Source organism: Bradyrhizobium sp. WBAH42 (genome assembly GCF_024585265.1).
GTDB lineage: Bacteria > Pseudomonadota > Alphaproteobacteria > Rhizobiales > Xanthobacteraceae > Bradyrhizobium.
This window is the reverse complement of the sequence record NZ_CP036533.1, coordinates 1745001-1761473: the sequence shown is the minus strand read 5'-3', so window position 1 is coordinate 1761473 and position 16473 is coordinate 1745001. Positions and strand designations below refer to the sequence as shown.

15 protein-coding genes (1 of these 15 cut by a window edge) are annotated in these 16473 nt (G+C 64.4%); 9 read left to right on the top strand and 6 right to left on the bottom strand.

Annotation, left to right across the window (positions count from 1 at the left end):
* Positions 1-150: 150 nt before the first annotated feature.
* From DCG74_RS08205 to DCG74_RS08190, 4 genes are all read right to left on the bottom strand, one after another.
* Positions 151-2022, bottom strand: coding sequence for an AMP-binding protein (locus tag DCG74_RS08205; RefSeq protein ID WP_172787012.1), 1872 nt, complete (start codon positions 2020-2022; stop codon positions 151-153).
* A 43-nt stretch (positions 2023-2065) separates the two neighbouring features.
* Entirely contained in the window at positions 2066-2872 is an 807-nt protein-coding gene (locus tag DCG74_RS08200; RefSeq protein WP_172787011.1) for an enoyl-CoA hydratase/isomerase family protein, read from the bottom strand.
* A 194-nt stretch (positions 2873-3066) separates the two neighbouring features.
* Complete coding sequence (locus tag DCG74_RS08195; RefSeq protein WP_122400817.1) at positions 3067-3825, bottom strand: SDR family NAD(P)-dependent oxidoreductase; 759 nt, start codon at positions 3823-3825, stop codon at positions 3067-3069.
* A gap of 55 nt (positions 3826-3880) precedes the next feature.
* Positions 3881-4459, bottom strand: coding sequence for a TetR family transcriptional regulator (locus DCG74_RS08190; protein WP_246708891.1), 579 nt, complete (start codon positions 4457-4459; stop codon positions 3881-3883).
* A gap of 235 nt (positions 4460-4694) precedes the next feature.
* Between DCG74_RS08190 and DCG74_RS08185 the strand changes: the two genes are divergently transcribed.
* Both DCG74_RS08185 and DCG74_RS08180 read left to right on the top strand, forming a co-directional pair.
* Positions 4695-5867 (top strand): acetyl-CoA C-acetyltransferase, encoded by a 1173-nt coding sequence (locus tag DCG74_RS08185; RefSeq protein WP_172787009.1) that lies wholly within the window; start codon positions 4695-4697, stop codon positions 5865-5867.
* Positions 5868-6056: 189 nt separating this feature from the next.
* Entirely contained in the window at positions 6057-7601 is a 1545-nt protein-coding gene (locus DCG74_RS08180; RefSeq protein ID WP_172787008.1) for an acyl-CoA synthetase, read from the top strand.
* A 119-nt stretch (positions 7602-7720) separates the two neighbouring features.
* On the opposite strand, the gene DCG74_RS08175 is transcribed toward DCG74_RS08180, so the two are convergent.
* Complete coding sequence (locus DCG74_RS08175; protein WP_172787007.1) at positions 7721-8263, bottom strand: methylated-DNA--[protein]-cysteine S-methyltransferase; 543 nt, start codon at positions 8261-8263, stop codon at positions 7721-7723.
* A 135-nt stretch (positions 8264-8398) separates the two neighbouring features.
* On the opposite strand from DCG74_RS08175, the gene DCG74_RS08170 reads away from it, so the two are divergent.
* The 7 genes from DCG74_RS08170 to DCG74_RS08140 all read left to right on the top strand — a co-directional run bounded on the left by DCG74_RS08170 (position 8399) and on the right by DCG74_RS08140 (position 16064).
* A complete protein-coding gene (locus tag DCG74_RS08170) occupies positions 8399-9217 on the top strand; it encodes an alpha/beta fold hydrolase (protein ID WP_172787006.1) in 819 nt (272 codons plus the stop codon).
* Between the two features lie 3 nt (positions 9218-9220).
* Positions 9221-10033, top strand: a complete 813-nt coding sequence (locus tag DCG74_RS08165; protein WP_172787005.1) for an alpha/beta fold hydrolase — start codon at positions 9221-9223, stop codon at positions 10031-10033.
* 173 nt (positions 10034-10206) lie between these two features.
* Complete coding sequence (locus DCG74_RS08160; protein ID WP_172787004.1) at positions 10207-10884, top strand: GntR family transcriptional regulator; 678 nt, start codon at positions 10207-10209, stop codon at positions 10882-10884.
* A 141-nt stretch (positions 10885-11025) separates the two neighbouring features.
* Positions 11026-11826 carry a phytanoyl-CoA dioxygenase family protein gene (locus DCG74_RS08155; protein ID WP_172787003.1) on the top strand — a complete coding sequence of 267 codons (801 nt, stop codon included), beginning with the start codon at positions 11026-11028 and terminating at the stop codon, positions 11824-11826.
* Between the two features lie 139 nt (positions 11827-11965).
* Positions 11966-13279, top strand: coding sequence for an NAD(P)H-dependent oxidoreductase (locus DCG74_RS08150; RefSeq protein ID WP_172787002.1), 1314 nt, complete (start codon positions 11966-11968; stop codon positions 13277-13279).
* A 276-nt stretch (positions 13280-13555) separates the two neighbouring features.
* Positions 13556-14647 (top strand): TRAP transporter substrate-binding protein, encoded by a 1092-nt coding sequence (locus tag DCG74_RS08145; protein WP_172787001.1) that lies wholly within the window; start codon positions 13556-13558, stop codon positions 14645-14647.
* A 325-nt stretch (positions 14648-14972) separates the two neighbouring features.
* Positions 14973-16064, top strand: a complete 1092-nt coding sequence (locus tag DCG74_RS08140) for a TRAP transporter substrate-binding protein (RefSeq protein ID WP_172787000.1) — start codon at positions 14973-14975, stop codon at positions 16062-16064.
* A 222-nt stretch (positions 16065-16286) separates the two neighbouring features.
* On the opposite strand, the gene DCG74_RS08135 is transcribed toward DCG74_RS08140, so the two are convergent.
* Positions 16287-16473 carry the final stretch of a hypothetical protein gene (locus DCG74_RS08135; RefSeq protein WP_172786999.1) on the bottom strand. Its footprint extends 410 nt past the window's final position, so only the last 187 of its 597 coding nucleotides appear in the window; the start codon falls outside the window, past its right edge — the gene reads right to left on this strand; the stop codon is at positions 16287-16289.

The window sequence follows — 16473 nt, the reverse complement described above, 5'->3', positions numbered from 1 at the left end:
TCTTATTGTTTGTCGCTGGTATTGATGCCGTCATTCCGGGGCGCCGCGTAGCGGCGAGCCCGGAATCCATTTCGCCGCGCCTATGCGGCCTGATGGATTCCGGGCTCGCGCTGCGCGCGCCCCGGAATGACGAGTTGAGAGAGCGGTGCGTCATCGCAGCACGATCACATCTTCATCCGGCTTGTCCGCATAGAGCCGCTCCACCAGCGCGGCGCGGCGTTCGAGGCCGGCGCGCTGGTTGATGTAGCCCTTGTCGGTGAGCTCGTTACCGTCGATCGAGGGCGGCTCGACCATCAGCATCGCGCGTGCGATGACACGGCTGCTGGCGCCTTCGCACTCCCGGTTATGCGCTTCCAGGCCACGCCTGAAGCAGGCGATCACCTCGGGATGCTTCACCGCATCGGCAAAGCCCAGATCTGGATTGCCGACGAGCTGGCGGCAGGCGTGCAGGTTCGGCCAGGCCAAGAGGCCGATGAACGGGCGGTCCTGACCCGCGACCAGCGCGTCGTGCACGACCGGCGTTGCGGCAGCGATCGCATCGGTCCGCAGCGAGCCGACATGAACGAACGTGCCGGTGGTGAGCTTGAAGTCCTCCACCACGCGGCCGGCAAAGATGATGCCTTGCACCGGATCGGAATCGTCGACGAAGATTCCGGCATCGCCGATGCAGTAAAAACCTTCCTCATCGAACATCTTCTTCGTCAGCTCCGGCTGACCGAAATAGCCGGGCGTGACGTTGACGCCGCGCAGCCGCAATTCGTATTTCGAGCCGCACGGCACCATCTTCAGATCCACGCCGGGGAACGGCAGGCCGATCAGGCCGACGCGCTCGGTGTCCCAATAGGTGCCGGTCGAGGTCGGCGCGGTCTCGGTCGAGCCCCAGCCGGTATAGAACACGATGCGCTCGCCGGTGGTCTTCACCGCCAGCGCCTGCATGCGCTCATAGAGATCGTCGGGCAGGCGCGCGCCGCCATAGGCCATGATCGAGAGATTCTTGAAGAACGAGCGGCAGAGCGCATCGTCCTTCTCCATGGCGGCTGCGAGCGCGGCGTAGCCGGCGGGCACGTTGGCGTAATAGGTCGGCGAGATCTCGCGCAAATTGCGCAGCGTCTCCTCGAACTGGCCCGGCATCGGCCGGCCGTCGTCGATATAGAGCGTGCCGCCGTCGACCAGGATCGGGTGGAACGCCGCGTTGCCGCCCATGGTGTGGTTCCAGGGCATCCAGTCCAGCATGGTCGAGATCGGCCCGTGGGGATCACGCGGCCGCACCTGCATCATCATCGCCGCGTTGGCACACATCATCTCCTGCGTGTTGATGACGGCCTTGGGCATGCCGGTCGAGCCTGACGTGAACAGCAGCTTGCCGACGGTCTGCGGCCTGATCTTCGCGATCGAGGCCTCGACATCAGCGGTAACAGGCGTGGCCGCAAGCTCGGCGAAGCTGACGCTCTTGATGCCCTCGCAGGGCCGCGCGACGTGAACCACGGTGACGCCGCTGAGGTCGAGCGCCTTCAGCGCCTTCTCGAAGGTCGGGCCGTCCTGCACCATCACCACGGCCGGCTTGATCAGGTCGAACAGGTATTTGAGCTTGACGTGATCGTGGCTCATCAACGAGTAGGCCGGCGACACCGGCGCTGCCGGGACGCGCGCCTGCATCGCAGCCTGCGTCATCAGCGCATGCTCGATCGAATTGCCGGAGAGGATCGCGACGGGCCGGCCGTCGAGTTCGAGATTGAGCAGGCCTTGCGTCAGCGCGTCCACGATGCGCTTGGCTTCGCCATAGGACACCTTGCGCCATTCGCGGTTCGGACCGCCACGCTGCGCCAGCCAGATGCGCTCGGGTGCTTCCTTGGCCCATTTCGCCAGCGAGGCCGGGATGTGCTTCTCGTAAGGCTGCAGCGGAATGCGCGACTTCAGCACCACCGTGCCGTCGCCGCGGCGCTCGACCTTGATGTCGCGCGCGAGCCACTGAACCTTGCGAAAGGCGGGCTTCGTCATCACTTCCGCCGCGCTTCCACTCATTTTGCGTCTCCCGGAATTATTGTCCTTTGCGGATCTTGATCGTTCAGCGCCTGATATAGACAGGCTTTCGCTTCTCAAGGAAGGCCCTGATGCCTTCCGAAAACTCTTCCGAGCGGCTGCACAGGACCTGGTTGCGATCCTCCATCGCAATCGCCGCTTCGAGCGAGCCGGCATCGACGCTCATGTTGAGACATTCCTTGGATAGCCGCAGGCCCACGGGCGAGGCCGTCATCATCGCCTCGACATAAGGCTCGGCCGCGTCATCGAGCTTGTCCTCGTCCACGACCTCCGAGACGAGGCCGACCGCGAGCGCGCGCTCGGCGCCGATGAAGCGCCCGGTGAGGATCAGCTCGGATGCGACGGAGACACCGACGAGGCGCGGCAGGAAATAGCTGGTGCCGATGTCGCAGCCGCCGAGACCGAGCTTGATGAAGGCGCAGTTCATCCGCGCCGATCTCGTTGCGATGCGGATGTCGGAGGCCAGCGCCAGCGCAAAGCCGCCGCCGGCCGCGGCGCCCTGCACCAGCGCAAGGATCGGCTGCGGACAGCGCCGCATCAGCATCACGATGTCGGCGATGCGGCGCTGGGAATCCAGCGCCTCCGTAACGCCGGGCGGCTCCTGCTGTCCGGCCCGGCGCGCCACCGCTGCTTTGAGATCGAGGCCGGCACAAAAATTCTTGCCGGCGCCCTTGAGCACGACGACGCGCGTGTCGCGATTGCGTTGCAGGCCCTGGAAATAGGTGTTGAGCGCATCGATCAGCGCGGGATCGAGCGCGTTGAGGTGCTCGGGCCGATTGAGCGTCACCCGGTCGACGCCGTCGTTGTGCTCGATCAGCAGCGGTTGGGACATGGGGCCTCGTGCTAGCCGCGGGTCGCGGCGCCGATTGCTGCGCCCTCTCCCCTTGTGGGAGAGGGCATGTACATCGCTAGCCACATACTCGCTTGGGTGAGGGGTCTGTCTCCGCAGATGAGATCGCGGAGAGAAACCCCTCATCCGGCGCTTCGCGCCACCTTCTCCCACAAGGGGAGAAGGAAGAAAGCGCGTTACCGCGGCGCCATGCGGATGGCGCCGTCGAGGCGGATGGTCTCGCCGTTCAGCATCGGGTTCTCGACGATGTGCACCGCGAGCATGCCGTATTCGGCGGCGTCACCGAGACGCGAGGGATGCGGCACCTGGGCGCCCAGGCTCTTGCGGGCCTCTTCGTTCAAGCCCATCAGCAGTGGCGTGAAGAACAGGCCGGGCGCGATGGTGTTGACGCGGATCTTCTGGCTGGCGAGATCGCGCGCGGCCGGCAGCGTCAGGCCGACGACGCCACCCTTCGACGCCGAATAGGCGATCTGGCCGATCTGGCCTTCGTAGGCCGCAACCGAGGCCGTGTTGATGATGACGCCGCGCTCTTCGCCGACCGGCTCGATCGTGACGAGGCGCTCGGCGAATAGACGCAGGCAGTTGAAGGTGCCGATCAGATTGACGTTGATGATGCGCGCGAACTTTTCCAGCGGATAGACACCGTCGCGACCGACGATGCGCTGCGAGCCGCCGATGCCGGCGCAGTTCATCAGCACGCGCGCGACACCGTGCGCGGCTTCTGCTTTCGCGATCGCAGCCTTGATCTGCTCCTCGCTGGTGACGTCGGCATGCAGCGCCACGCCCTTCACCTCAGTGGCGACCTTCTCGGCGTTTTCCTTGCTCTGGTCGATCACGCCGATCTTGGCGCCCTTGGCCGCCATGGCGCGAGCGGTCGCGGCACCGAGGCCCGAGCCACCGCCGGTGATGAGAACGGCTACGTCTTTCAATTGCATCGCAGATACCTTTCCTTGGGCGTTTCTTCTCTAGACTTGTGACGTGTTGGCCGGACTATCCGGCCGCGGCAGCTTCCCCGGCTTGCGTGAGGATGCCGCCGCAGATCAGCGTTTCCATGTGCTTGATGTATTGCCGGCAGACATCATCGGTGACCGGGCCGACGCCGGTCGCGCGGGACATCGCGTGCCGGCCGAAGAACAGATGATCGCAGGCACCGATCAGGCTGGTGTAGAACAACACCGGATCGGTCGGGCGGAATTCGCCGCGGCTGACGCCCTCGGCCAGCAGGCGGCGGTGGAAGTCCAACAGCGGCGCAACGAAGAACTTCGAGACTTCATCGGCAGAACTCGCGCTGGTCTCGTGCAAGAGATAGTGGATCAGCCGGTTCATATAGGGGAACCGGTGATAGGCGCGGATGATGCCGCCGATATGCAGCTTCAGCTTCGCCGTCGACGTGATCGGCTGCGCCAGCAAATATTCGAGATTGGACATCTCGGTCGCGGCATCCCGCGCCAGCAGCGCCAGCAACAGGCCGTCCTTGTTGCCGAAGTGATATTTGACCAGCGCGGCGTTGGCGCCCGACTTCTGCGCGATGTCGGACAGCGAGATCTCGATCGAGGAGCGTTCGATCATCAGCTCGCTCGCGGCCACTAGCAATTTCTCTGCCGTGGAATTTTTCCCGGCGGGGAGCCTGTTCGGAACGCTGGTAGCCACGGAGATCCCTGTTTGGCCGCTGGAAGCGGGGCGCAGATAAGCGCAAGCAGCGCCTCATCACAAGAGTTAATTGATCGATTGACTAAACGATCTCCGGTCCCTTAAATCCGTCCCCGACAACCAAACCCAATCAAGAATTCAGGGAGAGACCGACATGGCCGAGGCTTACATCGTCGCCGCCGCGCGTACCGCCGGCGGGCGCAAGGGGGGCCGCCTCGCCGGCTGGCATCCGGCCGATCTTGCCGCGAAGGTGCTGGACGAGCTGGTCGACCGCACCAAGGTCGACCCCGCCCAGGTCGAGGACGTGATCATGGGCTGCGTCATGCAGGTCGGCGAGCAGTCCAACAACGTCGCGCGCAACGCGATCATGGCGTCAAAGCTGCCGGAGAGCGTGCCCGGCACGTCGATCGACCGCCAGTGCGGCTCCTCGCAGCAGGCGTTGCACTTCGCCGCGCAGGCGGTGATGTCGGGTGCGATGGATGTCGTGATCGCCGCCGGCGTGGAGTCGATGACGCGCGTGCCGATGGGCCTGTCGTCGCAGCTTCCCGCCAAGAACGGCTTTGGCAATTACAAGAGCCCGGGCATCGAGAAGAAGTATCCGAACATCGTGTTCAGCCAGTTCACCGGCGCGGAGATGATGGCCGAGAAGTACGGCCTCTCCAAGGATGAGCTCGACCAGTATTCCTACGACAGCCATCAGCGCGCGATCGCGGCGACGCAAGGAGGCCACTTCAAGAAGGAGATCGTGCCGCTCGACATCACCCGCGCCGACGGCAGCAAGGACACCCACCACATCGACGAAGGCATCCGCTTCGATGTCACGCTCGACGGCATCAAGGGCGTCAAGCTGATCGCCGAGAACGGCAAGCTGACCGCGGCCAGCGCCAGCCAGATCTGCGACGGCGCCTCCGGCGTCATGGTGGTGAACGAGAAGGGCCTGAAGCAGCTCGGCGTCAAGCCGCTCGCGCGCATCCATCACATGACCATGACGGGCGGCGATCCCGTGATCATGCTCGACGCTCCCTTGCACGCGACCAAGCGTGCGCTGGAGAAGGCCGGCATGAAGATCGGCGACATCGACCTGTTCGAGGTCAACGAGGCCTTCGCCTCGGTGCCGACCGCATGGCTGACGACCACGGGCGCCGATCCTGATAGCCTCAACGTCAACGGCGGCGCCATCGCGCTCGGCCACCCGCTCGGCGGCTCCGGTACCAAGCTGATGACGACGCTGGTCCACGCCCTGCACCAGCGCGGCAAGCGCTATGGCCTGCAGACCATGTGCGAAGGCGGCGGCATGGCCAACGTGACGATCGTGGAACGGCTGTAGGCCGCGGCCATACAAACGGTGTCGTCCCGGACAAGCGCGCCTCAAGCGCGCGCCGATCCGGGACCCATAACCACAGGAGACTGTGGTTATGCTGCGCCGGAGCTCCATCTCGTTTCAACAGCCGAGGCCTGTGGTTATGGATCCCGGCCTTCGCCGGGATGACACCTTTTTTGTTGCGAGATCTCGACCATGACCCACCCCTCCATCCACGCCAGGACGACGCCCGACAAGATCGCCTACCAGATGGCCGGCACCGGCAAGGCGATCACCTATCGGGAGCTCGACGAGCTCTCGAACCAGGGCGCGCAGCTGTTCCGCTCGCTTGGCCTCAAGGCCGGCGACCACATCGCGCTGTTGATGGAGAACCGCCTCGCCTTCATGGAGCTCTGCTGGGCCGCACAGCGGAGCGGGCTCTATTACACCGCGATCAGCCGCTACCTGAAGCAGGACGAGATCGACTACATCATCGCCGATTGCGGCGCCAAGGTCGTGATCACCACACCGAAATGCGCCGAGCAGATCAAGGGCCTGATCAAGGGCACGCCCGGCGAGCCGATCTTCTACATGATGGACGACCCCCTGCCCGGCTTCCGCTCCTACGACAAGGAGGCCGCGGCGCAGCCGACCACGCCGATTGCGGATGAGGTCGCCGGCTACGACATGCTCTATTCGTCGGGCACCACCGGCCGCCCGAAGGGAATCAAGAAGGCATTCGAAGGCAACAGGATCGACGTGCCGAACGCCTTCCTGCGCGTGCTCTGCGCCGACATGTGCGGCATGAACGCGGAGAGCACCTATCTGTCACCGGCCCCCCTCTATCACGCGGCGCCCCTGCGCTTCAACATGATGGCGATCGTGCTCGGCGGCACCTCCATCATCATGGAACACTTCGATGCCGAAGAGTTCTTGAAGCTGGTCGAGAAATACAAGGTGACGCAATCCCAGCTGGTGCCGACCATGTTCGTGCGCATGCTGAAGCTGCCGGACGAGGTGCGCGCCAAGTACGACGTCTCCACGCTGAAGGGCGCGATCCACGCCGCTGCGCCCTGCCCGGTCGACGTCAAGGCGAAGATGATCGAATGGTGGGGACCCATCCTGATCGAGTATTACGCCGGCTCGGAAGGCAATGGCGTCACCGTCTGCAACTCGCAGCAATGGCTGGAGCACCGCGGCAGCGTAGGCCGCGCCGTGGTCGGCAAGATCAAGATTCTCGACGAGAACGACGAGGAGCAGCCTGTCGGCGAGATCGGCACCGTCTATTTCGCCGACGCACCCGCCTTCACCTATCACAACGATCCCGAGAAGACGAAGAAGGCCTACAACGCCAGGGGATGGTCCACACTCGGCGATGTCGGCTATCTCGACAAGGACGGCTTTCTCTACCTCACCGACCGCAAGTCCTACATGATCATCTCCGGCGGGGTGAACATCTACCCGCAGGAGACCGAGGACGTGCTGATCACGCACCCCGAGGTCGCCGACGTCGCCGTGTTCGGCGTGCCGAACGAGGAGATGGGCGAAGAGGTCAAGGCGGTGGTGCAGCCGCACGACATGCGCCGCGCCGGCAAGGCCCTTGAGGCCGATTTGATCGCCTACTGCAAGAGCCGCCTCTCCGCCATCAAGTGCCCGCGCTCGATCGATTTCGAAGCCGAGCTGCCGCGCACGCCCACGGGCAAGCTGGTGAAGCGACACCTGCGCGATCGCTACTGGCCGAAGACGGCGGCGAAGATTTAGCTAAGGTCTCGTAGGGTGGGCAAAGGCGCGAAGCGCCGTGCCCACCACCTGTCCAAGCTACGATCGGTTTGGTGGGCACGCTTCGCTTTGCCCACCCTACGAGATCAGCGCAAGCCACCTCAATCAAACAAGCTCGGCGTGTGGTTCACCAGCGCGCCTTCGATCTCGAGCATCTTCAGCTTCGTCACCACGCCGCCGTTTGCCGAGAAGCCGCCGGGCTTGTTGCCGGCGGCGAGCACGCGATGGCAGGGCACCACGATCGGGCACGGGTTGCGGCCGAGCGCCTGGCCAACGTCGCGCGACAGCTGGACGCCGCCGAGCTGTTTTGCGATGTCGCCATAGGTGATGGTCTTGCCGGGCGGGATCGCGCGGGCGATCTCGTAGACGCCGCGATTGAACTCGGGCACGCCGTCGAGGTCGAGCGGGATGTCGGTGAGATCATCCGGCTCGCCCGCGAGCAGTCTTGTCATGCGGTCGATCGCCTCTCGCACCTCGGCGGTCGGCTCGGCTTCGGTGGCGTCGGCATGGCGCTGGCTGATGCGGGTGCGGATCTTCTGCTCGCCGCCCATCGGCAATTGTGTGCCGTTGATGCCGCGCGGACCCCAGGCGATGGCACACAGGCCGATCCGTGTGTCGAACAGGGCAAAATGCTGGTCGCTCATGGCTTGGTTCCTGGCTTGCTTTCGTTGCAGGCCCCACTTTCAACTCACGCCAAATCTAGGCTTGGAAATAGTTGCGATCCACCCGGTTTCCGGGAATCTTGCACAGAAGTTCCGATCCTCTCTCGCGAGTCCATAATGCAGAGCCTTCACGTCAACGGATACGACATGCCCTATCTCGACGTGGGCGAAGACAGGGGCCGACCGCCGCTGGTCTGCGTGCATGGATCGCTGAATGATTTCCGGGTCTGGGGCTGCGTGCTGGGCCCGTTGACGCAGCGGCATCGGGTGATCGCCGTCAGCCTGCGCCACTTCTTCCCGGAAAAATGGGATGGGGTCGGCGACACCTATTCGATCGCCCAGCACGCCAGCGACGTCATCGCCTTCGTCGACAAGCTCGATCTCGGGCCGGTCGATTTGATGGGCCATTCCCGCGGCGGGCATATCTGCTTCCGCGTGGCGCAGCAGCGGCCCGATCTCTTGCGCCGGCTGATCCTGGCCGAGCCCGGGGGCGAGCTCGATGCGAGCCTTGATCCGGATTACGTCGGCGGCCCCTCGCCGCTGCTGGCGCGCTTCACGGCCTCGGCCGAGAAGATCGCTGCCGGCGATGTCGACGGCGGGCTCGCCGTCTTCGTCGACACGCTGGAAGGCCCCGGCACCTGGCCGCGGCTGCCGGCGATGGTGAAGCAGAATTTGCGCGACAACGCCTACACGCTGATCGGCCAGGTCCGCGACAATCGCCCGCCGTTCTCCAAGGTGGACGCGGAGGCGATCAAGATGCCGACGCTGTTCATCCTGGGCGCGCGGACCAAGGGCCTGTTGCCAAAAGTGCTGCATGCGCTCGCGGCGCATGTGCCCTATTCCAAGACGGCGATCATCCCGAACGCGACACATCCGATGTTCGAGCAGGCGCCGCAGAAATTCTCCGAAGTGGTTCTCGATTTTCTGGCGAGCTGATCCATGCAGAGCTTTCGCGTCAATGGTTACGACATGGCCTATCTCGAAGTCGGTGAGGGCCCGCCGCTGGTCTGCGTGCACGGTACGCTGGGTGATTTTCGCACCTGGTATTCGGTGCTCGGCCCGTTGTCGAAATCCCATCGTGTGATCTCGGTCAGCCTGCGGCATTTCTTTCCCGAGCATTGGGACGCGATCGGCGACGACTACAAGATGGCGCAGCATGTCGCGGACACGATCGCCTTCATCGAGCAGGTCAAGCCTGGCCCCGTCGACCTGATGGGCCATTCGCGCGGCGGCCACATCGCCTTCCGCGTGGCGCAGGCGCGGCCTGATCTGCTGCGCAAGCTGGTGCTGGCCGAGCCCGGCGGCGATCTCGACGCATCCCTGCCAGTGCCCGAAGGCACGCCCGCGCATCCGCCGCTGGCGGCCCGCACCGCGCGATCGGTCGAGATGATCCGCGCCGGCGACCTCGAGGGCGCGCTGCAGAACTTCTACGAAGGCATCGAAGGCGACGGCTCCTGGCGGCGCGTGCCGGCTGCGGCCAAGCAGCAACTTCGCGACAACGCGCTCACCTTCCTCGGCCAGATCAACGAGCAGCGCCGGCCCTACACGCTGAGCGATGCGCAGGCCATCAGGACGCCGACGCTGCTGATCGGCGGCGGCGCCACCACCGGCAGCCTGTCGGTGATGTGGCGCGTGCTGGCCGCGCACATCGCGGGCGCCGAGACGGCGGTGATCGCGAACGCCGGCCATTGGATGTTCGAGCAAGCACCGCTGGAGTTCGGCGAGGTGGTGAACGGGTTCCTGGCGAAGTAGCTCCTCCCGTTTCGACGAAACAACCCCATGCGCAGTAGACGGCCCAAGCAATATCAATAGCTTAAGCAGGGCCTAACATTGGGCGTGTGACGCGGTCAGCCGTGCTTGACCCCCGCCCGTCCCGGGCGTAGCTTCGAACACGGAATTCCGTATTCCATTTTGGAGCTGACGGCGTGATTCCTCTCGACCCGCTCCCGAACCTGATCGACCAGGTCTATTCGCGGATCCTGGAGGCGATCTCCGACCGCACGCTCCAGCCCGGCCAGCGCATCCGGCAGAACGAGCTCGCCGACAGGCTCGGCGTGTCGCGCCAGCCGGTATCGCATGCGCTGCATCTGTTGCACCGGCAGGGCCTGGTCGCCGAGAGTGGCCGTCGCGGCTTTGAAGTGACCCAGCTCGATCCTGCGCGCATCCGCCAGCTCTACGAGGTGCGCGGCACCATCGACGCGCTGGCGGCCCGCCTTGCGGCGACACGCGCGGCCCGCGACGCGGCGGGACGCGCGCGACTGGAGACAGCGCTCGCCGCCGGGCGCCGCAGCGACCACAACACGATGCTATCCGAGCTCATCACCCTCGATGTCGATTTTCACCGCGCGATCTATCAGCTCGCCGGCAATCCCGTGATCGAGGAGACCATGGCGCCGCAATGGCCGCACATGCGGCGCTCGATGGCGACGGTGCTCTCCGAGCTCGACTATCGGGCCAAGGCCTGGGCGGAGCATGCCGATATTGCCGGAAACATTCTAAGCGGCAATGCCAAAGCGGCCGAACGCGCCGCGCTGGCGCACGCGCAGACGGCCGGACGAATGACCGAGGAGAGATTGAGAGCGACTGACGAGGCGGCGGCGTAGCGACAGCCACCGTCATTCCGGGGCACGCGAAGCGTGAACCCGGAATCCATTGAGCGGCAGGGACTGTAGATGAATGGATTCCGGGCTCGCGACTTCGTCGCGCCCCGGAATGACAAAAAACAACGCAAGGAGGACGACCCCATGAGACTGTCCCAGGAGCAATTGGAGTTCTTCCACCGCGAGGGCTGGCTGTTCCTGCCCGAATTGTTTGCCCAAGAGGAGGTCGACCTGCTCGCGCGCGAGGCGGTCGGCATCTACGACGCCAACCGTCCCGAAGTCTGGCGCGAGAAGAGCGGCGCGCCGCGCACGGCCTTTGCCGCGCATCTCTACAACGAGGCGTTCCGCATCCTCGGCGCGCATCCGCGCATGATCGAGCCGGTCGAGCAATTGTTCGGCGAGCCCGTCTACATGCACCAGTTCAAGATCAACGCGAAATCGGCCTTCACTGGCGACGTCTGGCAATGGCACCAGGATTACGGCACCTGGAAGCGCGACGACGGCATGCCGGAGCCGCGGGCGATGAACATCGCGATCTTCCTCGACGAGGTGATGCCGATCAACGGCGCCTTGATGCTGGTGCCGCGCAGCCAGAATGCCGGCGATCTCGAGGCTTCGCATGACCTCGCCACTACGTCCTATCCGCTGTGGACGCTGGACGAGGACACGGTGACGCGCCTCGTCAAGCAGGGCGGCATCGTCGCGCCCACCGGCAAGCCGGGCGGCATGCTGATGTTCCACGGTAATCTCGTGCACGGCTCCAGCGGCAACATCACGCCCTATCCGCGCAAGATCGTATACCTGACGCTGAACGCGGTCTCGAACCATATCCGCACACCGACGCGGCCGGACTACATCGCGCACCGCGATTTCACGCCGATCAAGACAGTGGACGACGACGCGCTGCTGCGGCTGGCACGGGCACCGCGGCAGGCGGCGGAGTAACCTGTCATTCCGGGGCGACGCGCAGCGTCGAGCCCGGAATCCATCGGGCCGCAGACATTGTGGATGAATGGATTCCGGGCTCGCGCTTCGCGCGCCCCGGAATGACGAGCTTTGATTGTTGCACCTACGGACCCCCCCCATGAACCTCTTCCGCCTCCTCCAGGCCCGCGCGTCCGCCGGCAAGCCCGTTCGCGTCGCGCTGATCGGCGCCGGCAAGTTCGGCTCGATGTTCCTCGCACAGGTGCCGCACACGCCGGGGCTGGAGGTGCCCATCATCGTCGACATCGACCGCGACCGGGCGCGCGAGGCCTGCCGCACGGTCGGCTGGGACGCCGAGCGGATCGCCGCCACCGTCTTCACCGATGACGGCGCGCGCGCCATCGCCGGCGGTGCCATGGACGTGGTGGTGGAGGCGACCGGCAATCCCGCAATCGGCATCCGCCACGCGCGCGCCGCGATCGCGGCGGGCAAGCATATCGTGATGGTCAATGTCGAAGCGGACGTGCTCGCGGGCCCGCTGCTCGCCGAGGAAGCGCGTAAAGCCGGCGTGGTCTATTCGCTCGCCTATGGCGATCAGCCGGCGCTGACCGCGGAGATGGTCGATTGGGCCCGCGCCACCGGCTTTCACGTCGTTGCCGCCGGCAAGGGCACGAAGTACCTGCCGGCCTATCACGACGTGACGCCCGACGGCGTCTGGCAGCATTACGGCCTGACCGCGGGTGAAGCGCAGTCGGCCGGCATGAATCCGCAGATGTTCAACTCCTTCCTCGACGGCACCAAGTCGGCGATCGAGATGGCCGCGATTGCCAATGCCTGCGGCCTCGACGTGCCCGTAGACGGCCTGTCGTTTCCGCCCTGCGGTGTCGACGATTTGCCGCATATCATGCGGGCGCGCTCGCGCGGCGGCGTGCTGGAGCGATCAGGCCTCGTCGAAGTCGTCTCCTCGCTCGAACGCGACGGCCGGCCGGTGTTTCGCGACCTGCGCTGGGGCGTCTATGTCGTGCTGGAGGCACCGAACGACTATGCTGCCGACTGCTTCCGGCAATATGGCCTGAAGACCGACGCCAGCGGACGCTTCGCCGCCATGTACAAGCCCTATCATCTGATCGGGCTCGAGCTGAACATCTCGGTGCTGGCGGCGGCGCTGCGGGGCGAGGCCACTGGGCAGCCTTACGGCTTCCGCGGCGACGTCGTGGCCGTGGCCAAACGCAATCTGCGTGCCGGGGAGATGCTGGACGGCGAAGGCGGCTACACGGTGTGGGGCAAGCTGTTACCGGCGGCCGCGAGCCTCAAGGCCGGCGCCCTGCCGATCGGGCTCGCACATCGCTTGAAGCTGAAGCACGACGTCGCCCACGGCACGGTGGTGCGCTGGAGCGATGTCGAGTTCGATGCAAACAACGAGACGATCAGGGTGCGAAAAGCGATGGAGACGGCTTTCGCGAAGGAGCGGTAAGGGACGAGATCGGCGCCACGGGCGCCTCGCCTCTCGCGCTTGCGGGTGTCTGTCGCGCATTCGCAGGCGCGAGATGGCAGGTGGCTTGATTATCGCGAGACGAACGGTCATCCTTGCTGACGGAATGCCATCATAGTGGGGATTCCAACAAGAAGAGGCCCATCAGGGTCGTTCGGAAACGCTATCAAACCTCAAACAAAACAACGCCGAGTCTCAAAAAGAACGAACGATCAAGTTCGTTCCCTGTCGAAGGCATCGGCATAGCGGAGGGTCCGCATGAAACGTCGTGATTTCCTGAAGGTAACGGGCGCGAGCCTGGCAGCGAACACCGCAGTGGCGGCGCCCGCGATTGCGCAAAGCTCGCCCGAGATCAAGTGGCGGTACGCCACGAGCTGGCCGAAGGCGCTCGATACGCTCTATGGCGGCTGCGAATATTTCTGCAAGCAGGTCGCCGAGCTCACCGACAACAAATTCCAGATTCAGCCGTTTGCGGCCGGAGAGATCGTTCCAGGCCTGCAGGTACTGGACGCCGTCTCCAACGGCACGGTCGAGATCGGCAACACCGCGCTCTATTACTACTGGGGCAAGAATCCGGCCTTCACCTTCGCAACCGCACTGCCGTTCGGCTTGAACACGCGGCAGCAGATTTCCTGGCTGTTGTGGGGCGGTGGGCAGGATCTCGTCAACGACCTGCTTAGGGAGCACAACGTTTATGGCATCCCGACCGGATCGACCGGCGCGCAGATGGGCGGCTGGTTCAGGAAGGAGATCAAGAGCCTCGACGATTTGAGGGGCCTGAAGATGCGCATCGGCGGTTTCGCCGGCACGATCCTCTCCAAGCTCGGCTGCGTGCCACAGCAACTCGCTGGCGGCGACATCTATCCGGCGCTGGAGAAGGGCACCATCGACGCCGCCGAATGGGTCGGCCCCTATGACGACGAGAAGCTAGGTTTCGTGAAGGTCGCCAAATACTACTACTACCCCGGCTGGTGGGAAGGCACGAGCCAGGGCCACAACATCATGAACATCGAAAAGTGGAATGCGCTGCCCAAGCATTACAAGGCGGCGATCGACGCGGCATCGCGCGATACCTTCACCTGGATCACCGGCAAATACGATGCAGTGAATGCGCCGGCGCTGAAGCGGCTGATCGTGAACGGTGCAATCGTCAGAGGCTTCCCGCAGGAGGTGCTCGAGGCCTGCTACAACGCCGCCAACGAGATCTACGCGGACCTCTCCAAGTCCAATTCGCATTTCGGCAAGATGCATGCGAGCATGATGGCGTTCAAGAACGACTCGCTGCCCTGGACGCAGGTTGCGGAGCTGAGCTACGACAGCTTCATGGCGCGGATGCGCGCCAAGACATGAGGCGCTGAGACCCCCCACGACTAAAGACGAAGAAGCCCCGGAGATGCCACCATCTCCGGGGCTTTGGTCGTTTTGCCGGTCGTTTCGGGCCGGAAGCGGCGGTCAAACCTCGGCTTCGCAATTGCGAGCGCACTGACGGCGCTTGATTATCGCAAGGCGACCGGTCATCCTGACGCCATTCCGCAATGCGCGGAATCCAAAAAGAGCCCGAAGGGCCTTCGGAAACGCCAAAATATTTTAAAACACCCACGTCGATCATCGGCGACGCAAAGACGACACCAAGATCGTTCCCTTGTCGAAGAATCGGCGCAACGGAGGGATACGCATGAAACGTCGTGATTTTCTCAAAGTGACCGGGGCTGGGCTGGCCGCAAGCACGGCCGTTGCCGCGCCGGCCATCGCACAATCGTCGCCGGAAGTGAGATGGCGCCTCGCGGCGAGCTGGCCCAAGGCGCTCGATACGCTCTATGGCGGCTGCGAATATTTCTGCAAGCGCGTCGCCGAAGCCACCGACAACAAATTCCAGATTCAGCCGTTCGCCGCCGGTGAGATCGTGCCAGGCCTGCAGGTGCTCGACGCCGTCTCCAACGGCACCGTCGAGATGGGCAACACGGCGCTGTATTATTACTGGGGCAAGAACCCGGCGTTCACCTTCGGCACGTCGCTGCCGTTCGGATTGAACACGCGCTCGCATATTGCCTGGCTGCACTTCGGCGGCGGCACCGACATGCTCAACGACCTCCTGAAGGAATACAACGCCGTCGGCATTCCGACCGGTTCGACCGGCGCCCAGATGGGCGGCTGGTTCCGGAAGGAGATCAAGTCGATGGAAGATTTCAGGGGACTGAAATTCCGCGTCGGCGGCTTCGCCGGCACGATCATCGCCAAGGTGGGCGGCGTGCCGCAGCAGATCGCAGGCGGCGACATCTATCCGGCGCTGGAAAAGGGCACGATCGACGCGGCCGAATGGGTCGGACCTTACGACGACGAGAAGCTCGGCTTCGTGAAGGTCGCCAAGTATTACTACTATCCGGGCTGGTGGGAAGGCACCGGCCAGGGCCACAACATCATGAACCTCGACAAGTGGAACGCGCTGCCGAAGCAATATCAGGCCGTGATCGAGACGGCGTCGCGCGACACCTTCACCTGGGTCACGGGCAAGTACGACTACGTCAATCCGCCCGCGCTGAAGCGCCTGCTGGTGGCCGGGGCGATCCTGAAGCCGTTCCCGCAGGAAGTGCTCGAGGCCTGCTACAATGCCGCGGGCGAGATCTACGCCGATCTCGCCAAGAACAATCCGCACTTCAGCAAGATGTATTCGAGCCTCACCGCCTACCGCAACGAGACGCTCGCCTGGCAACAGGTGGCGGAGCTCAGCTTCGACAGCTTCATGATGCGGATGCGGACGCGGACGTAAGCACATCGCGCTGCGCGCAGCGAAACGACAAAAGCCCCGGAGCTGGCTTCGGGGCTTTTTTAGAGGGCAGAATGCTCGTGCCCCGGACGCAGCGCAGCGTCCCTTCGACGGTGCGTTGCAGAGCCGGGGTTCACGCTACTGCGAATCCGCGGCTCTCTGGGTCCCGGCTCTGCGGAGCGGTACTTCGTACCGCACCGCGTCCGGGACACGAGAGCGACGCTCTCAGTTCTCGTCGTCGCCGAGCGCGGCAACCAGCTTGTCGTAATACTTGGCGACGAGATCGATGTTTGCCTTGTTCTCGACCGGCGGCACCGGCGTCTTGAGCGCCTGGTTGAGCTCGTCGAGGGCTTCCTTCTTGTCCTTGGCCGGCATCTTCTTGTCGGTCTGGATCTGCGCGATCTGCGCTTTG

Bases quoted from the DNA above. Each gene is read 5' to 3' on its own strand.
- DCG74_RS08190 (WP_246708891.1), bottom strand. From the start codon at position 4,459: ATGATCGAACGCTCCTCGATCGAGATCTCGCTGTCCGACATCGCGCAG.
- DCG74_RS08195 (WP_122400817.1), bottom strand. From the start codon at position 3,825: ATGCAATTGAAAGACGTAGCCGTTCTCATCACCGGCGGTGGCTCGGGC.
- DCG74_RS08145 (WP_172787001.1), top strand. From the start codon at position 13,556: ATGAAACGTCGTGATTTCCTGAAGGTAACGGGCGCGAGCCTGGCAGCG.
- DCG74_RS08185 (WP_172787009.1), top strand. From the start codon at position 4,695: ATGGCCGAGGCTTACATCGTCGCCGCCGCGCGTACCGCCGGCGGGCGC.
- DCG74_RS08175 (WP_172787007.1), bottom strand. From the start codon at position 8,263: ATGAGCGACCAGCATTTTGCCCTGTTCGACACACGGATCGGCCTGTGT.
- DCG74_RS08180 (WP_172787008.1), top strand. From the start codon at position 6,057: ATGACCCACCCCTCCATCCACGCCAGGACGACGCCCGACAAGATCGCC.
- DCG74_RS08155 (WP_172787003.1), top strand. From the start codon at position 11,026: ATGAGACTGTCCCAGGAGCAATTGGAGTTCTTCCACCGCGAGGGCTGG.
- DCG74_RS08205 (WP_172787012.1), bottom strand. From the start codon at position 2,022: ATGAGTGGAAGCGCGGCGGAAGTGATGACGAAGCCCGCCTTTCGCAAG.
- DCG74_RS08165 (WP_172787005.1), top strand. From the start codon at position 9,221: ATGCAGAGCTTTCGCGTCAATGGTTACGACATGGCCTATCTCGAAGTC.
- DCG74_RS08150 (WP_172787002.1), top strand. From the start codon at position 11,966: ATGAACCTCTTCCGCCTCCTCCAGGCCCGCGCGTCCGCCGGCAAGCCC.
- DCG74_RS08200 (WP_172787011.1), bottom strand. From the start codon at position 2,872: ATGTCCCAACCGCTGCTGATCGAGCACAACGACGGCGTCGACCGGGTG.
- DCG74_RS08170 (WP_172787006.1), top strand. From the start codon at position 8,399: ATGCAGAGCCTTCACGTCAACGGATACGACATGCCCTATCTCGACGTG.
- DCG74_RS08140 (WP_172787000.1), top strand. From the start codon at position 14,973: ATGAAACGTCGTGATTTTCTCAAAGTGACCGGGGCTGGGCTGGCCGCA.